Origin of the sequence: Marinomonas arctica (assembly GCF_003259225.1) — a bacterium.
In the GTDB taxonomy this organism is placed as follows: domain Bacteria; phylum Pseudomonadota; class Gammaproteobacteria; order Pseudomonadales; family Marinomonadaceae; genus Marinomonas; species Marinomonas arctica.
Window position 1 is genome coordinate 15570 of the sequence record NZ_QHJF01000044.1, and the last position, 16552, is coordinate 32121.

Below are 16552 nucleotides of genomic sequence, written 5' to 3' on the forward strand. Positions count from 1 at the left end.
AATTGATGATTTTTAGTAAAAAAATACTAATTACTGGTGCAAGTGGCTGGTTTGGGAAAAGCTTTATATTAAGCTATGTTGCTCGGTTTTCTGAAAAAGCACTCTCAAATTTGATTCTTGTTACATCTGACGGTAGAGATATAAGTATCCCTGGTATTGATGTTGCGCTAAAAACTATATCGCTAAAGTGTATTAATAATATTGACGGCGTTGATGTTGTTATACAGGCTGCATTTTTAACTAGAGATAAAATATCTGAATACGGTGATCAGAATTATAAAGCTATTAATTTGAATATAATAGATACTGTTTCTAATTATGTGAGAATTAATAGGGTTACATCTGTATTTCTGATTTCAAGTGGCGCAGTTAATGATTCTGGAAATAAAAAAGACCTCTATAGTGAATTAAAGAAGTCTGAAGAAGATGCTTTTTTGAAAGTATGTAATCCATTAATTTTTCGAGTGTATGGTGCAACAGGAAAGCTAACTCCAAAAGTATCTTGGTCTGCATTATCTGAATTTATTTGTAAAGGAAAATGTGATGAGGACATTTCTTTAAAATCAAAAGGGAGAGTGTTAAGAAGTTATGTTTCTTTTGATGTTTTAAGCGAACTCATTATGGAGTGCATTAGTAGAGGGGGAATCGAAACGAAAATAATAGATGCATGTTCATTTAGTATTGATATTTTTACTTTAGCTACGAATGTAGCTAAAATATTTGATATAAAAGTAGAAAAAAATAAAGACTATGATGAAACATGTATAGTTGATAGTTATATTGGGAGTAATAAAGAATTTATTTCCTTTTGTGAAGAGCATAATATTTATTTACCAACATTAGAAGAGCTAGTTTCTATAGCATCAAAATCACCGTTTTTGTAATGCTTAGGGTTTGATTTTTTTTCGTTGAGTTGTTGATACTGTTTTATATGGCTAATTGTTAAAGGGTGACACTATATTAATTTTTTGACTTAAAAGTTTAATTGAAATGACCAATTGAAAATAACCACTTATGGCTTATTCTTAATAATTTAAAATGATAATATATTCATCGATTGATACAAAAAGTATTTCTCAATAAGATCTCAGTGAAAGGGTTTTATTGAGAATGTCAAAGACGGGGGAGATGCAAGTGGATAGAATTTGGATAGTATTCATTTTAAAATTCTCTTAATGCTCTGATTTGAAATATGTCTTTATATTTTTTTGTGTGCAATTAATGAGTTTTGTCTTACTGCTCAATAAAGTTTTAGTAGGAATGATTGAAATATGGGAAAAATAAAAATAGGTGTTTGGAATTGTTATGAATCTTTAAATTTTGATAATTTTTTATTTAAGTCAAGTAACGCACCAATTGGTGATGATTTATTATTGCCTCTTAATTTTCTATATGAAAATGGTATTGATAATAATGTTTTTTTCAATACCTTGCCAATGTGTGAAGTTGAGGATCAAGATGCTTTTCTCTTCATTGATTTTCCAGATATGAGAAACTCATTGGTGAAAAAAGCTTTTATGACTAATAAACCTAAGTTTTTAATTATATTTGAATCCGAATTGATAAAAAAAGAAAATTTCGACTCTGATAATCATGTACTATTTGATAAGATTTTTACCTGGTCAGATGTACTAATAAAAAACAATCGAGATAAGTATAAAAAATTAAATTTTTCTTATGATCTACCTAGACAAATTGCTCGGACAAAAAAAAATAAATTGTGTACTCTTATTGCCGGAAATAAAAAGTTGAATCATCCCTTAGAACTTTATTCTAAAAGGATTGAAGTTATTCGATGGTTTGAAAAAAATCACATTGAAGATTTTGATTTTTATGGAACCGGTTGGGATTGCTATTATTTTACAGGTCCTCGGTTTGTTAGAGCTTTAAATAGAATTAAGCCTATTACGAGATTATTCGCTTCGAATTTCCCCTCTTATAAAGGTAAGATAGCTTCAAAAAAAGATGTATTACAAAAATATAAATTTTCTATTTGTTTTGAGAATGCTAGAGATATACCAGGTTACATCACGGAAAAGATTTTTGATTGTTTTTTTGCTGGTTGCGTTCCTATCTATTGGGGCGCTAATAATATTGAAGAACATATTCCCAAGAATTGTTTTATTGATTTTACTCAATTTTCTAATTTAGATGAAATGTATCAATATATTACTAATATGCCAGATGGTATCTATCAGAAATATTTGAATGATATAAATGAATTTTTAAATGGTGAGGATTGTTATTCATATTCAATTGAGTTTTTTTCTAAGAAAATAAATTCTGTTATATTAAAGGAATTGGCAATTGAAAAATGAGTTGGCTTTAATCATCTTAGGTAGAGTTATTGTTGCTTTTACAGGGCTGGTATCGTTACGTATAATGACACATTTTATGCAACCCGAAAAATATGGTGAGCTAAGTCTATTAATAGTTATTCAATCTATGTGTGGTTTGATTCTTGTTAATCCGGTTGGTCAATATTTAAATGTAAATACTCATAAGTGGTATGATCAAGGTTCATTATTTTCTCGTATACGCTCATATCGGGTTTACTTATTTTCAGTGTCTTTAATCAGTGCTGGACTAGTTCTATTACTTTTTTCTGAAAAAGTTGAAGACCTATTTTTTTCAACTCTTTCATTATTCTTAATAGTTTGGACCACAAATTGGAATAGTACTTTAGTACCTCTTTTGAATATGTTGGGCGAAAGAGTTAAATATTTAATTTGGTCTGTTTTAACAGTTGTTCTTGGCGTTAGCGGATCCATATTTTTTATAATTTATTTTTCACCAACTCCTTCAAACTGGCTGTTTGGTCAAGTTATTGGAATGACAATTGGAATGTTAGGTGCAAAATACTCATTAAGAAAATTCACCTTAACTGCTAAAAAAGAGAAAAAAAGTATAATTACAAGGAAAATATTTTTATCATTTTGCCTTCCTCTTTCTATTGCTACATTGTTCATGTGGTTCACACAGAGTGGGTATAGACTTTTAATTGAACATTACTGGGGGGTTACAACTCTAGCTTTTTTCGTGGTGGGCTTTCAAGTAGCAGGTGCATTGTGGGCAATAATAGAAAATATTGCTATGCAGTTTCTTCATCCCTATTATTTTAGAGCATCATCAGATGTAGATAATGACATAAAATTACAGGCAGCTCTTTCAGATTTTGTAAATGTTTTAATACCATTATATATATTTTTGGGTGGTGTTATGTTGTTGGGAGCGAAACATATATTTTATTTTCTTGTTGATGAGAAGTATTACACTGCAATTAACTTTTTTTATGCTGCCGTTATTGTAGAGCTTGTTCGTGCTTCTGCATATATTTTGACACATGCTGTGCATGTAAAGCGAAAAACCATAATGTTGATCTGGCCTTACTGTTTATATGCTACATCTCTATTGATAAGTGTTGTTATATCTGGTTACTTTAAGATTAATGTAGAATATTTTGCTTATATAGTTCCATTTATCGCAGTCTTCTTTGTTTTATTTATGAACTTTTGTATGAAAAAAATAATTCCCTATTATGTTTTTTGGAGAATGATTTATTTTTCAGTTATGTTTCTTTTTACAGTTATTACGTATATTCATTTCTTCGAAATAGATTTCACTTTAACGCTGGCATCGTCCTTTTTATATCTTCTTTTCTTGGGATTGATTACGTTAGTGCTTATTTATTTATATTTGAAAAAATCTAGTGCTTTGAAGCGTCTTGTAGCAGAAAATATAGTTTAATTTTAAAAGGTATATTAATGAAGTCCAGTAAGCCATTAGTCTGTATCTGTATTCCTAATTTTAACAATGAAAATACCATAGCTGAAACTCTGGATAGTTTAGTATCTCAGACGTATGAGAATTTAATTATTAAAGTTTTTGATAACGCATCTACCGATTCTAGTATGAAGATTTTAAATGAATATGCTAGAAAATATCATAATATTCATGTCTATAAAAATGATAAAAATATAGGTGGCGAAGCAAATTTTACAAAGTGTATTGAAAATATGGAGGGCGAATATTCTACCATATTTCATTCTGATGACGTATATTCTTCAACTATAATTGAAAAACAAGTTGCAGTTCTTCAAAAGAATAAAGATATAGTCGCTGTAAGTGCAAATGCTTTTAGACTTAATGGTGATTCAAAAGAATGTGGCCCACTTTATTATGATTTCCCAAAACCGTCTGATGATGATTTAGTTATTCTGAAGTCCAGTCAAGATTTGATTAGGATGGTTTTGGATTATGGTAATATAATAAATACACCTAGTGTTATGGCGCGTACTGAAATATATAGAGATAAAATTATTTCATTCAACGGTTTAGATTTTAATACTTCGGCAGATTTAGATGTATGGCTTCGTATGTCTTCGTTTGGTTTTTTTGCGGTTATTATTACTCCTTTAATAAAATATAGGCTTTCGAATTCAAGTTATTCATTTAATCTAAAAAAGTTACGAGTTGAAAAGAATGATTATTTTCTAGTGATTGATTCATATTTAAAGAATAAGGATTTAAATTTTAAAATGACTGAAAGGGACTGCTTGAATTATGAGATGCAAAGGCTTTTAGATTACTTTTTAATCTCTACTAATATTATGCTTAAAGGGTCTAGTGTTTCATTTTTTGGCTATCAAAAGAATTACAAGGTAAATTTTCTTTTTATTCGATTTCTTCTTAAAAGGCCAGTTTTTAATTTTAAGGTCTATATTTTTTTTCTTTTGGTTTATCTTGCACCTAAAAGAAAAAAAATTCTGCAGTGGCTTTACAATCTTAGATATGGAAAGTGAGTATTAAAATTGATTAATGTTTTACATGTTATTACCTCTCCGTGTGGTGGTGGAGCAGAAGTTTTAGTTAGAGAGCTGGTCTTGCGAATGAATGACAGTGATGTTCAATCAATGGCTGTTTACTTTAATACAGGCTCTGAGTGTGCAAAAGATCTTACATTAAAGGTCAATGAATCAAGTTTAAATGTTGGCTTTAGAGATCCGAAAGCTGTATTTTTGTTGCGTAGTTTTATTAAAAAACAACTTAAAATGCATAAGACGCTAATTGTACATGCACACCTTACGTGGCCGATGTTGTTTGTCCCTCTTGCTGCAATCGGATTACCTGTGAAAGTAGTTTTTACAGAACATGCAACGTCAAATAGGCGCCGAAAATACCCACTACTTCGATTCATCGAAAGGTTTTTATACAGCAGATTTGAAAAAGTGGTTTGTATTTCAGAAGGTACCAAAATTGCGCTTGATAAGTGGCTTGGAAGTAAATTAGCAAAAAAAAATGATGTTATTTTAAATGGTTCAAGACTCTATTCCGTAAAAGCAAGAGTTTGCCCTAATAATGTAGTTAACTTTGTCTCAATTGGTGCATTGATTGAATACAAAGGCTTTGATCGTTCTATTAGCGCTCTTGCTAAATGGCATAATAAGAACTGGCATTATACAATAGTTGGTGAGGGAGGGGAGCGTAAAAATTTGGAAACCCTTATTAAAGATCTTGACCTATCTGACAAAATAAAATTAATCGGTTGGTCCGATCAAATTGAGCATCATTTACATAGTGCAGACATGCAATTAGTTCCGTCAAAATTTGAAGGCTTTGGTTTGGTAGCTGTAGAGGGAATGTCTACAGGTTTGCCCATTGTCGCCGCTAATGTGAGCGGGTTAAATGAAGTGTTGGCTAATGCTGGGCAATCGGTTTTTTTAGTTAATAATCCAGATAGTTATAGCGATTGGCTTCATGCTATTGAACTAGGTTTAGAGTCTTTACAGGGAGATATAAGAAAAATTTCGTTTGATGCGAGAAAAAATGCTGAAAAGTTCAATTTAGATCTAATGGTAGAAAACTATAAAAAACTGTATTTATCTCTAGGTTTTGATAATGAAAATTAAATTTATATATACCTTTAATAAAATTTGGTTTTCGTATTTTATAATAAAAGTTTTTTATATGTTTTTTGCTCTCTTTGTATATTCAAAGTTCACTACACTTGGTGATACTGATCGTTATCTTAGTGGTTATGAGGCATTTTCTAATGACTTTTGGTATAATTCTACAGCGTTAATGGACACGGTGACCTATTCATTTACATTTTTATTAGGTTCAGTTTTAGCTAATGTGCCTTTCTTAGTTCTTTCATTCATAGGTGTGTTTTACCCAATAAGTAGATTGAACTTAACGCAAAGCCAATTGTTGGTTTTGTTGGCTTTGTTATCTCTTCCGAGTTTTAGTGTTTGGACCTCCATTGCTTCTAAGGAGGCTGTTGGAGTTTTTTTCTTAGGGATTATTCTTGGTTTTTTTATTGATTTTGTCAAAAAGAGATCGAATTCTAATTATTTTTTGGTGTTTTTTTCCTTTTATTTGTGTTCTATCTTTAAACCTCAGTATTTGGTTGGTATTGTTGCACTATTTATTTTTATTTTCATTTCAAGAAAGTTTTCACTTCGTGGATTTGGAAAACTAATTCTACTGATTTTGTTTTTTGTTTTTTCTTTTCTAGCACTCTATATTTTTAGAAATCAAATTAATGAATTGAGTTTTATCGTTCCGCTTCATTTTAGTATGGATGCGGGATCTACACGGGAGAACACCTTGTGGGTTTATGATTTTGACGTTTTTCGAAACGCACCTTATGGTATGTTTATTGGTTTTTTTGGCCCGACTTTATTAGAAGCTTTATCTAAACCTACACACTTTTTAGCTTTTATTGAAAGTATGATTATTGTAGGGGTTTTTTTATATGGATCATTGAAATTAATATTGATTTCTCTTAATACAGGACGTATGAATGTTTATTTTTTTGGTATATTCTTAACCGTTAGTTTGTGGATACTCTTTGTGCATTATCCATTCGGTGCTTTAAATCCTGGTTCTGCTATCCGTTATCGAGAAAATTTCTATGCTTTTTTAGTTATTTTATTTTATTTTTGTTATATTGAAGTTAAAATAAATTATTTTCATTATCAAATGGTAAAAGCCAGTGCAAATATTTATCATAAAAAATTATGAAGGTTTAATGAATAAAATGTTGTTTTTTGATCACGATATATTCAGCATTAAAAAAATGTTTTATACAAAAAGAGGTTTTTATTGATGTGTGGTATAACGGGCTTTATCAGCAAGCGCTCATCGCAGGTTGACTGTTTAACCTCCATGGTTGAAAGCATTAATCATCGTGGACCGAATGATCGTGGTCTTTGGATTGATGAGGAGATTGGCGTCTATCTAGCGCATGCACGATTGTCAATACAGGATTTAAGTTCAGCGGGTCATCAGCCTATGCATTCAAAATCTGAGCGCTACGTTATGATTTTTAATGGTGAAATATACAACCATTTAGTACTTCGTAAAGAACTGTTCGACATTGCATCAGGTGATTGGAACGGACATTCAGATACCGAAACCTTGCTGGCAGGTTTTGAAATGTGGGGAATAGAACAGACCATACAAAAATGTGTGGGTATGTTTGCTATCGTCTTATGGGACAAAGAACTTAAGCAGTTAGTATTGATTCGAGATCGATTTGGTGAGAAGCCTCTTTATTATGGTTGGCAAGATGGTACTTTCTTATTTTCTTCTGAGTTAAAAGCCCTTAAATCTCATCCTAGTTTCGAAGGAAAAATTAATCGTGAGGCACTATCGTATTTTTTTCGTTTGAATTATATACCAACTCCCTTATCTATCTATGAAGATATCTTTAAATTAGAACCGGGGATTATTGCGATCTTTTCTAATACAGGTCAATTAATCTCTAAGCAGACATTTTGGGATGTCAGTCATACTTTACCACAACAAAACTTTACCGATAATGATGCCGTTGATAAATTAGATGACTTAATTAGGAATTCTATTCAAGATCAAGCCTTGTCAGATGTTCCACTAGGTGCTTTCTTATCTGGAGGGATAGATTCGTCTACTGTGGTAGGTATTTTGCAATCCATGTCTACTCGTCCGGTCAAAACTTTTACGATTGGGTTTGATCAAGTAGATTTTAATGAGGCGAGTGAAGCAGCAGACGTTGCTAAGTACTTAGGTACAGATCATGTAGAATTAATTGTCTCCGCTGAAGATGTTTTAGCGGTTATTAATCAGTTACCTATCATGTATGATGAACCTTTTGCAGACGCCTCTCAGGTGCCTACGTTTCTAGTTTCGCAACTGGCTAAAAAAGAGGTCACAGTGTGTTTATCTGGCGATGGTGGTGATGAACTGTTTTGTGGCTATAATCGTTATCATTACACTGCTAAAGTCTGGTCGAAATTAAAAAAAATTCCCTTTCCAATCCGAAAAATACTTTCAGTGTTTCTGTTGACTCTTTCACCATCTTCTTGGGATGTTCTAAGCAAAGCTTTAGGTTTGAATACCAGATTACCAAATTTAGGCAATAAAATTCAAAAAGGTGCCCAAGCTTTAAAGGCAAGAGATATTGAAGACCTTTATACACGGGTTGTCTCCAACTGGGATCTAGATGAGCCTTTGGTTAAAAATACTGCGGCTGAGAAATTACCGTTTTTGTCTGACTTAACAGAACTTTCCCATCTTAATGACTTAGAAAAAATGATGTTGTGGGATAAGCAATCTTATCTAATGGACGATGTTTTAGTGAAAACAGATCGTGCTACGATGGCGTGCTCATTAGAAGGGCGGGTTCCTTTATTAGACCATCGTATCGCCGAGTTTGCTGCTAGTTTGCCGATGCATTTGAAATACCGAGATGGAATGGGGAAGTGGATTTTACGAGAAGTACTATATCGTTATGTTCCCAAAAAATTAATTGAAAGACCAAAGAAGGGGTTTAGTTTACCCGTCGCAGAATGGTTGAGGGGGCCCCTAAGAGAATGGGCTAATGTTTTGCTGGATTCTGATCGTATTGATAATGAAGGGTTTTTGTCGTCTGAGTTAGTTCAAAAAAAATGGCGGGAACATTTATCGGGTAAACGAGATTGGTCATCACAGTTGTGGAGCGTTCTAATGTTCCAATTATGGCTTGAGAAAAATAAATGAATAAAATAGTTTTTGTTGTTAATAATGCAGCTTACTTTCTATCGCATCGCAAGCCAATTGGTTTAGCTCTGCTTGCTAGAGGTAATGAGGTACATATTATTGCGCCGGGTGAGTGCCCGGTTGAACTTTCTGAAGCTGGTTTTAACTATCATTCTGTTGAAATGTCGCGTAAAGGCATGAATCCTCTTGCTGAACTGTCTACGATTTTTGCTTTGCACCGTCTATTTAAAAAAATACAACCAGATTTAGTCCATTTGGTTACGATTAAGCCCTATTTGTATGGCGGTATTGCAGCACGTTCAGCGAATGTTCCTTCAGTTGTTTCTGCAGTTGCTGGTTTAGGTATTTTGTTTTCGGCGCAAGGTTTAAAAAATAAGGTAATAAGAGCTATTCTTTATCCAATGTATCGTTATGCCTTTGGGCATAACAACCAAGCTGCTATTTTTCAAAATACTAATGATCGTGATCTGTTAGTTAATTGGGGGGTGTTGCAGTTTAAAAAGTCTCGTATGATACGTGGTGCAGGTGCTGATTTATCGGTTTATCCATACCTACCGGAACCAGACGGTTTGCCAATTATTTCTTTCGCGGCAAGATTGTTAAAGGACAAAGGCGTTATGGAGTTTGTAGAAGCTTCGCGGTTATTAAAGGCGCGTGGTACTAAAGCTCGTTTTTGGTTAATTGGTGATCCAGATCCTGGCAATAGCAATACGGTAACACAAGATCAGCTTGATCAATGGCAAGCAGCTGGACTAGTTGAGTGCCTTGGTTATCGAACTGACATAGCTGATCTTTTTTCTCAATCTAACATAGTGTCTCTGCCTTCCTATTATGGTGAAGGACTGCCTAAAGTATTGATAGAGGCCGCGGCATGTGGTCGTGCTGTAGTCACCACTGATCATCCAGGCTGTCGAGACGCCATAGAGCCTGATACGGGAGTATTGGTATCAATAAAAGATTCGGTTGCATTGGCGGATGCGATTGAGAGCCTCATTAATAATCCTGATTTGCGAAAATCAATGGGATTAGCTGGTCGTAAGCTTGCTGAAGCTGAATTTAGTATCGAAACAGTTGTCAACCGCCATTTAGAAATATATGCAGAGTTAACTTTAAAGGATGATAAATGAAAATTTGCCCTGTTGTGTTGTCTGGCGGTGTTGGTAGCCGCCTTTGGCCTTTATCCCGTGAGCACTTTCCTAAGCAGTGTTTGAATCTCACGGATTCTTTGTCTTCTTTATTGCAACAAACCTTGGCAAGAATGAGTCATCTTAATGTTCAGCCGCCGATTGTGGTGTGTAATGACGATCATCGTTTTTTAATTGCTCAGCAGCTTCAGGATATGGGTGTAAAGGGTGCTAAAGTTATGCTGGAGCCAGTAGGGCGCAATACCGCCCCTGCTGTGGCATTAGCCGCTTTTGAAGTGTTGCAATCAGATAACGAAGACTCTTTGATGTTGGTTCTTCCTGCCGATCATGTGATTCGTAATACTGCAGCGTTTGAAAAAGCCATTGAGCAAGCCAAAGTGCTTGCGAAAGCCGGCGGCTTAGTCACCTTTGGTATCAAACCAACCCGTGCTGAAACTGGCTACGGCTACATTAAAGCAGGACAAGATGCTTGCGTAGAAAAATTCGTTGAGAAGCCAGATTTAGCCACCGCGCAATCTTATTTAGAAAGTGGCAACTATCTTTGGAATAGCGGTATGTTTTTGTTTCAAACTAGTCAATACCTTGCTGAACTTAAACAATACCGCCCAGATATCTATGCTGCAGTAGCGTCTGCCTATGGTAATCGTACCGAAGATTTGGATTTTATTCGTATCGGTGCCGAAGTGTTTACTGCGTGTCCGAGCGAATCCATTGACTATGCGGTTATGGAAACAACAAAAAATGCCAAAGTTGTGCCTTACGCTGGCGATTGGAGCGACATTGGTGCGTGGAATGCTTTGCATGACTACAGCGACAAAGACAGTAACCACAATGTACTAGTTGGTGACGTGATGGCGGAATCGACGACAAATTCCTTGATTCGTGCTGAGTCTCGTTTGGTGGCGACCGTTGGGGTGAATAACCTAGTGGTGATTGAAACCGCCGATGCTGTATTGATCATGGATAAAGACCAGTCACAAGATGTCAAAAAAATCGTCAGTCGTATCAAAGCTGAAGGTCGCCAAGAACACATGCACCATACCACAGTGCATCGCCCTTGGGGCACTTATCAAACGGTTGATCTTGGTGATCGTCATCAGGTGAAACGTATCATGGTAAAACCGGGTGAGAAGTTAAGTGTGCAAATGCACCACCATCGTGCTGAGCATTGGGTGGTCGTATCCGGTACAGCCAAAGTACAAAACGGTGAGCGTGAAATACTATTAACCGAGAATGAATCTACCTATATTCCTGTTGGCGTGGTTCATGCTTTAGAAAACCCAGGTAAAATTCCATTAGAGTTGATTGAAGTGCAATCTGGAAGTTACTTAGGGGAAGATGACATTGTGCGTTTTAGCGATCGTTATGGTCGCTAAATCATTGCGAGTATGATTTTAGACAAAACGAGGTCTGTGCCTCGTTTTGTTTTTTTCGTTATTTTATTAAATAGATGAATAGAGTGCATTGGTTATGACGACCCTGAAAGAGCTTAGCATAGAGCAAAACGTGGCTTTTGGTACCAGTGGTGTAAGAGCGTTAGTGGAAAACCTGACATCTAAACTGTGCTATGCCTATGCCCAAGCCTTCTTGCAAAAAATATGTTCAGACGCCACGCAGGTGGCTGTGGGTATCGATTTGCGCCCCAGTAGCCCAGACATTGCCTGTGCTATGATAAAAGCCGCTCAAGATTTAAATATAGACGTTGTTTTTTGTGGGGCCTTACCTACCCCAGCATTGGCGTATTTTGCTATGCAAAACGGCATGCCAAGCATCATGATTACGGGTAGTCATATACCGTTTGACCGTAACGGCTTTAAGTTTTATACCTCAACCGGTGAAATTACCAAAGCGGATGAGCTTAGCATCCAAAATGCGCCAGTAAGCAAACGTAGTAGCGATTTTTGTTTGGCTAAGTTGCCGCAAGTCGATTTAGCCGCCAGCTTTTTATATCAAAAACGTTATACGGATTTGTTTTCATCGACTGTCTTAGAGGGTAAGCGCATCGGTTTATATGAGCATTCTGGTGTTGGCCGTGACCTTATTACGTCCGTATTAAAACAACTGGGTGCTGAGGTAATTAGTCTGGATCGTACAGATACGTTTGTGCCGATTGATACGGAAGCCGTTTCAGAAGCCGATCAGTTAAAAGCCTTTGTTTGGTCGAAAGAATGGGAATTAGACGCCATTGTATCCACCGATGGGGATGCAGATCGCCCTTTAATAAGCGATGAAAATGGTCTTTGGTTGCGTGGTGATGTTGTGGGTATTTTAGTGGCGCGTTTCTTACAAGCCACCCACGTCGCTACACCTGTGAATGCTAATACCGCCTTGGAGCTGGTTAATCCCAATATGTTTACTAAGCGTACGCGAATTGGCTCTCCTTATGTTATAGAAGCGATGCAAGCGTTCGCGTTACAAGCTACGTTGACTACTGATAGCCCCAAGGTTGTTGGCTACGAAGCCAATGGCGGCTTTTTAGTGGATAATGACATGCCGTGTGGGCTAGGTATGCTAAATGCCTTGCCTACCCGTGATGCAGTACTACCTATTTTGGCTGTGCTTTGTCAGTCCGCCCAAGACGGTTTAGCAATTAGCCAATTGGTAGACGGTTTGCCTGCTCGTTATACTTATAGTGACCGTATTCAACAGGTTCCGATCGAATTTAGTCAGACGTTAATTAAACAGCTAAAAGAGGATAGCCAGCAGATGCAATGCTTTTTGGAAGCAACTGGCGCTGTGGAACCCAATATTGACACTATTGATGAAACCGACGGACTGCGTATTCACCTAAGTAATCAGGAAATCGTTCATCTTAGACCCTCTGGTAATGCGCCTGAGTTACGCTGTTATGCAGAGTCATCAGAAATAAATCGTTCGAAGCAGATTGTTGATCTAGCTTTGAAATATGTTCAAGCAAGTTAAAGTGTGAGCATTGTCTTTGAGGTATCTATTATTTACACTTAGTCTTTAGTGTTAAAAATTATATCTAATGCACAATTATATATTTCAATGATTTCTAAGTAGGTTTGGTGTGACAGAAAAATACATTCCCCGCTATCAGTCAATTCGTGTATTGTGGTCGTATCGTCTTGTGGATTTATGTGTCCCCTTCACAATGCTATCTTTGGTGCATTTTTTCTTTAGTATCCAACCGTGGAAAGAGCCTTATACTTGGCTTGGTATCATGGCTGGTTTATTTTTTGTCGTCTTCACTCAATTGTTAGGTGGATACAGCCGCTACGCTGAACGTTCAATTGCAAAAAAGATTGAGATTGTCTTCAAAACGTGGGCATTTAATGTACTATTATTAATCTTTATTGCTTACCTTAACGCAGCTGTACTCAGCCTTGCTCGCTCTGTGATATTGGTATGGGTTGTATTAACACCGTTTGTTATTTTGTCTTTTAAGTTGCTAATTAACTACAAAAGTCGATCCACCCAAAATGGGCGGACCGAGATTTTAGTATTAGGTAAAGGTTATTGCTTTAATGCGTTCGAACTCGCTCAGTTGGACAGGCATAATATTCGGTTGCATACTATTGATGAGTATGACGAAGCTGTGTTGCGTGCCAAGGTTGAAACAATATCGCCTGACTTTTTGGTTATCAACTTAGATAAAAAAGCAGAGCCTCGTTTGGTAAGAGAACTTACCCACCTTGATTTAAAGGGCGTTCAACTTTTAGCATTGCATCATTTTATGGAAAGCTTTCTGCGTAAATGCTATATATCTTACGACTCTACAGAGCTAGGTTATTTGGAGAGCATACGATCATATAATCGTGTTAATTATTTAATTAAGCGTATTGTTGATATCTTTGTTTGTTTAAGCCTCGCTGTATTCACCTCGCCTGTGATGCTCTATGCTATATATAAAATCAGACAAGAGTCACCTGGTGCTATTTTGTTTAAGCAGTCACGTGTTGGTTTAAACGGTAAGAACTTTCAGGCGATTAAGTTTCGCAGTATGCACGAGAATTCTGTTTTTAACCCTTATACTCAGGAAGAAGATCCGCGTATTTTTCCATTTGGCAATACAATGCGACGTACCCGTATCGATGAACTACCGCAATTGTGGAACGTGTTTGTTGGTGATATGCATTTGTTTGGTCCTCGCACAGAGTGGGATATTTTGGTTGAGGGTTATGAGAAAGACATACCCTATTACCATGAACGCCACTTAGTACGTCCTGGCATTTCTGGTTGGGCGCAGGTTTTGTATCCCTATGGCGCGAACACAGAAGATGCTCGTCAAAAGCTCATGTACGATTTGTATTATATCAAGCACTGGAGTATTTGGCTGGAAATCGAAACGCTTATTCGTACCGTGTTGGTGGTGTTGGGACGTAAAGGGTTGTAAGTAGGCGAGACTGTGGCATGGTGTTATCCATGCGGAAGTGCAGAGCGGGATTTTGCTGAGCGTATGTATGTGTATCCTAGACTACAGACTGTTTGATCGGTATGAAAGAGCCGAAGAACGTCAAGTATGTAAGTTTCAGCTAGTGCAATTCATGTACGAGCGGAGTTATGAGCGTGATGTTATATTAGAATTGTTCCAGGTTATTGATTGGATGATCCGTTTGCCAGATGTTTTGGAGCGCCAGTTCCTAGAATCAGTATATCAACTAGAGGAGTCTAAAAAAATGCCTTACGTCACCAGTGCAGAGGCGTTTTGGAATTTAGAAAGGAATGCAGCAGGGGAAGCGGCTATAATGCTGCGACTGATGGCATGCAAATACGGTGTTGACGTAGTGGCGGCATACCGTGAGCGGATTGAAAAAGCCTATGCTGAAACCCTACTGGAATGGTCAGAACGACTTCTCTTCGCCGAGAAAATAGAAGACATTTTTCATTGATATTTTGTTGCGCTAAAGCACGATAAGAAAACATAGCACCATCGTCACAAAGAATTACGACCTACAAAACCAATCACCCGTAGGCCGGATGAATCGAGAAACGAAGATGCTTACTTGAAAATAAAAGCTGTGTTCATCATCACCCAACGCCGGATAACGGTCGTACCTCCCTCCTCCTTTATCGCCTGATAACGCCTAGGCTCATCAGGCCTACGGGTGATTTTTTTTGGTTTGTATTGTGTTTTCGTAGGACATCATGAGCGCAGCGTAATGTGCCGTTGGTGATGTTGGTTGGGAATGTGGGATCACGGTTCGTGCGTCAGATTACGCCTCGTACCTTGTCTCATCTGACCTACAAGACCTACGGGGTGAAGCGTGGTGCCAGAGTGTGGCGGGTGTTGGGCAGTGGGCGATGGGGAAGTAGCCGATGTTGCTGTGGATGCGTTGGGTGACGCTGTGATGCCAGTGGGGTGAGAGTGTGTGGTTGGGTTGGTCGTTTTCCAGTACGCAGCAGTGCCGTGGGGCGAGGGTGAGGTCGCGCCAGATGTTTAGGTTGCGTTGTTGGTAGTGTATTTTGCCTAGGTGTTTGGGCTCTATGGTGAGCAGTGGTTGCCAGTGAGGCGGCTGACTTTTTGCTAGGCGCGCTTTTTGGTAAGTGTGTTGTTTGGTTTGTTGTTCGATCCAGTCTATTAAGAGACGTAATACTATGTCTCCTATGCCATCTTTGCGGTAGCCACCGCCAATGTCTGAATGTACTCCTGCTAGCCAGATTTCGAGTGCTCTTCCATCGTGGTTGATCAATGTGGGACGAAAAGCGAGTCGTTGCTCGTCTAAAGCGGCCAGGTGTAAGGCGCGGTGCACGCCGTCTGGCAGTGTGTGTCCATGTTCAAATACCACGTCGCTTTGCGGGCGTTGGCGGGTGTCTAAATTTGGCCAGCCTATGGAAGCGACGGTGTCGATGACGGCTTCTATGATGATAGGGCGATCAATGAGTGGGGTGATGAGCGCGGCAAAGCGTCTTGCTAAGGCCGCGCCTCGGCTAAAACCTATTAAGACAATGTGGCGCGTAGAGCGGCTATAATGGTGTTTGAAGTCGTTTAAGGCGCGGTTTAAAATGGTGGCTACGTGGCCGGATTCAATGGCAAACGCTGCGTTGATTTTTTGTTCCAGCCAATGGCCGTAGGTGCCGATGCCAGCGTAGTAAAAGCTGCGATGGGGGAGGTGTGTGGGCGTTGTGTCTATGTGGTTTTTTACGCGACCACCCAGTAGCAGGTGAGATTTTAATACGTTGGTGATGCTCGAAACGCTGTGTTCTGGTGCGTAGGCGTCATTTGGGCTATTGTCTGTGCCATCGAAATGAAAAAATAATGTCGACATTGTGTGTCCTCCTTGTGGTTATGAACCCATCTTCCTGATGGTTGGGGTAGCATAACATGGTTTTTTGTCGGTGTGGTGTTTGAGGGATTATGTTTTGCCTCGTGCGTCAGATTACGCCTCGTGCCTCGTCTCATCTGACCTACGGGATGTTGTGTG

At 37.6% G+C, this 16552-nt stretch carries 13 protein-coding genes; 12 read left to right on the forward strand and 1 reads right to left on the reverse strand.

All coding sequences use genetic code 11. The features are described from left to right. Positions 1-2 precede the first annotated feature (2 nt). The 12 genes from DK187_RS19880 (at position 3) to DK187_RS19935 (ending at position 15019) form a co-directional block, all read left to right on the forward strand. Entirely contained in the window at positions 3-884 is an 882-nt protein-coding gene (locus DK187_RS19880) for a Rossmann-fold NAD(P)-binding domain-containing protein (RefSeq protein WP_162623568.1), read from the forward strand. 387 nt (positions 885-1271) lie between these two features. After that, on the forward strand, positions 1272-2318 hold the full coding sequence (locus DK187_RS19885; protein WP_111609049.1) for a glycosyltransferase family 10 domain-containing protein: 1047 nt from the start codon (positions 1272-1274) through the stop codon (positions 2316-2318). Continuing rightward, positions 2308-3747 (forward strand): lipopolysaccharide biosynthesis protein, encoded by a 1440-nt coding sequence (locus DK187_RS19890; RefSeq protein WP_111609050.1) that lies wholly within the window; start codon positions 2308-2310, stop codon positions 3745-3747. The genes DK187_RS19885 and DK187_RS19890 overlap by 11 nt, the downstream gene beginning before the upstream one ends. Before the next feature lie 17 nt (positions 3748-3764). Further along, positions 3765-4802 (forward strand): glycosyltransferase family 2 protein, encoded by a 1038-nt coding sequence (locus DK187_RS19895; RefSeq protein WP_111609051.1) that lies wholly within the window; start codon positions 3765-3767, stop codon positions 4800-4802. A gap of 9 nt (positions 4803-4811) precedes the next feature. Next, entirely contained in the window at positions 4812-5909 is a 1098-nt protein-coding gene (locus tag DK187_RS19900) for a glycosyltransferase (protein ID WP_111609052.1), read from the forward strand. Continuing rightward, complete coding sequence (locus DK187_RS19905) at positions 5899-7026, forward strand: hypothetical protein (protein WP_111609053.1); 1128 nt, start codon at positions 5899-5901, stop codon at positions 7024-7026. The genes DK187_RS19900 and DK187_RS19905 overlap by 11 nt, the downstream gene beginning before the upstream one ends. Before the next feature lie 84 nt (positions 7027-7110). After that, a complete protein-coding gene (gene asnB, locus DK187_RS19910; RefSeq protein ID WP_111609054.1) occupies positions 7111-9021 on the forward strand; it encodes an asparagine synthase (glutamine-hydrolyzing) in 1911 nt (636 codons plus the stop codon). After that, on the forward strand, positions 9018-10148 hold the full coding sequence (locus DK187_RS19915; RefSeq protein ID WP_111609055.1) for a glycosyltransferase family 4 protein: 1131 nt from the start codon (positions 9018-9020) through the stop codon (positions 10146-10148). The genes asnB and DK187_RS19915 overlap by 4 nt, the downstream gene beginning before the upstream one ends. Next, positions 10145-11542, forward strand: a complete 1398-nt coding sequence (locus DK187_RS19920) for a mannose-1-phosphate guanylyltransferase/mannose-6-phosphate isomerase (protein WP_111609056.1) — start codon at positions 10145-10147, stop codon at positions 11540-11542. Before DK187_RS19915 ends, DK187_RS19920 begins: the two co-directional genes overlap by 4 nt. Positions 11543-11636: 94 nt before the next feature. Beyond that, entirely contained in the window at positions 11637-13088 is a 1452-nt protein-coding gene (locus tag DK187_RS19925; protein ID WP_111609057.1) for a phosphomannomutase, read from the forward strand. Between the two features lie 109 nt (positions 13089-13197). Next, a complete protein-coding gene (locus DK187_RS19930) occupies positions 13198-14523 on the forward strand; it encodes an exopolysaccharide biosynthesis polyprenyl glycosylphosphotransferase (protein ID WP_111609058.1) in 1326 nt (441 codons plus the stop codon). Between the two features lie 67 nt (positions 14524-14590). Beyond that, positions 14591-15019, forward strand: coding sequence for a hypothetical protein (locus tag DK187_RS19935; RefSeq protein WP_111609059.1), 429 nt, complete (start codon positions 14591-14593; stop codon positions 15017-15019). A gap of 324 nt (positions 15020-15343) precedes the next feature. Here the strand turns inward: DK187_RS19935 and DK187_RS19940 are convergent, their stop codons facing one another. After that, complete coding sequence (locus DK187_RS19940) at positions 15344-16396, reverse strand: T6SS phospholipase effector Tle1-like catalytic domain-containing protein (protein WP_111609060.1); 1053 nt, start codon at positions 16394-16396, stop codon at positions 15344-15346. Positions 16397-16552 lie beyond the last annotated feature (156 nt).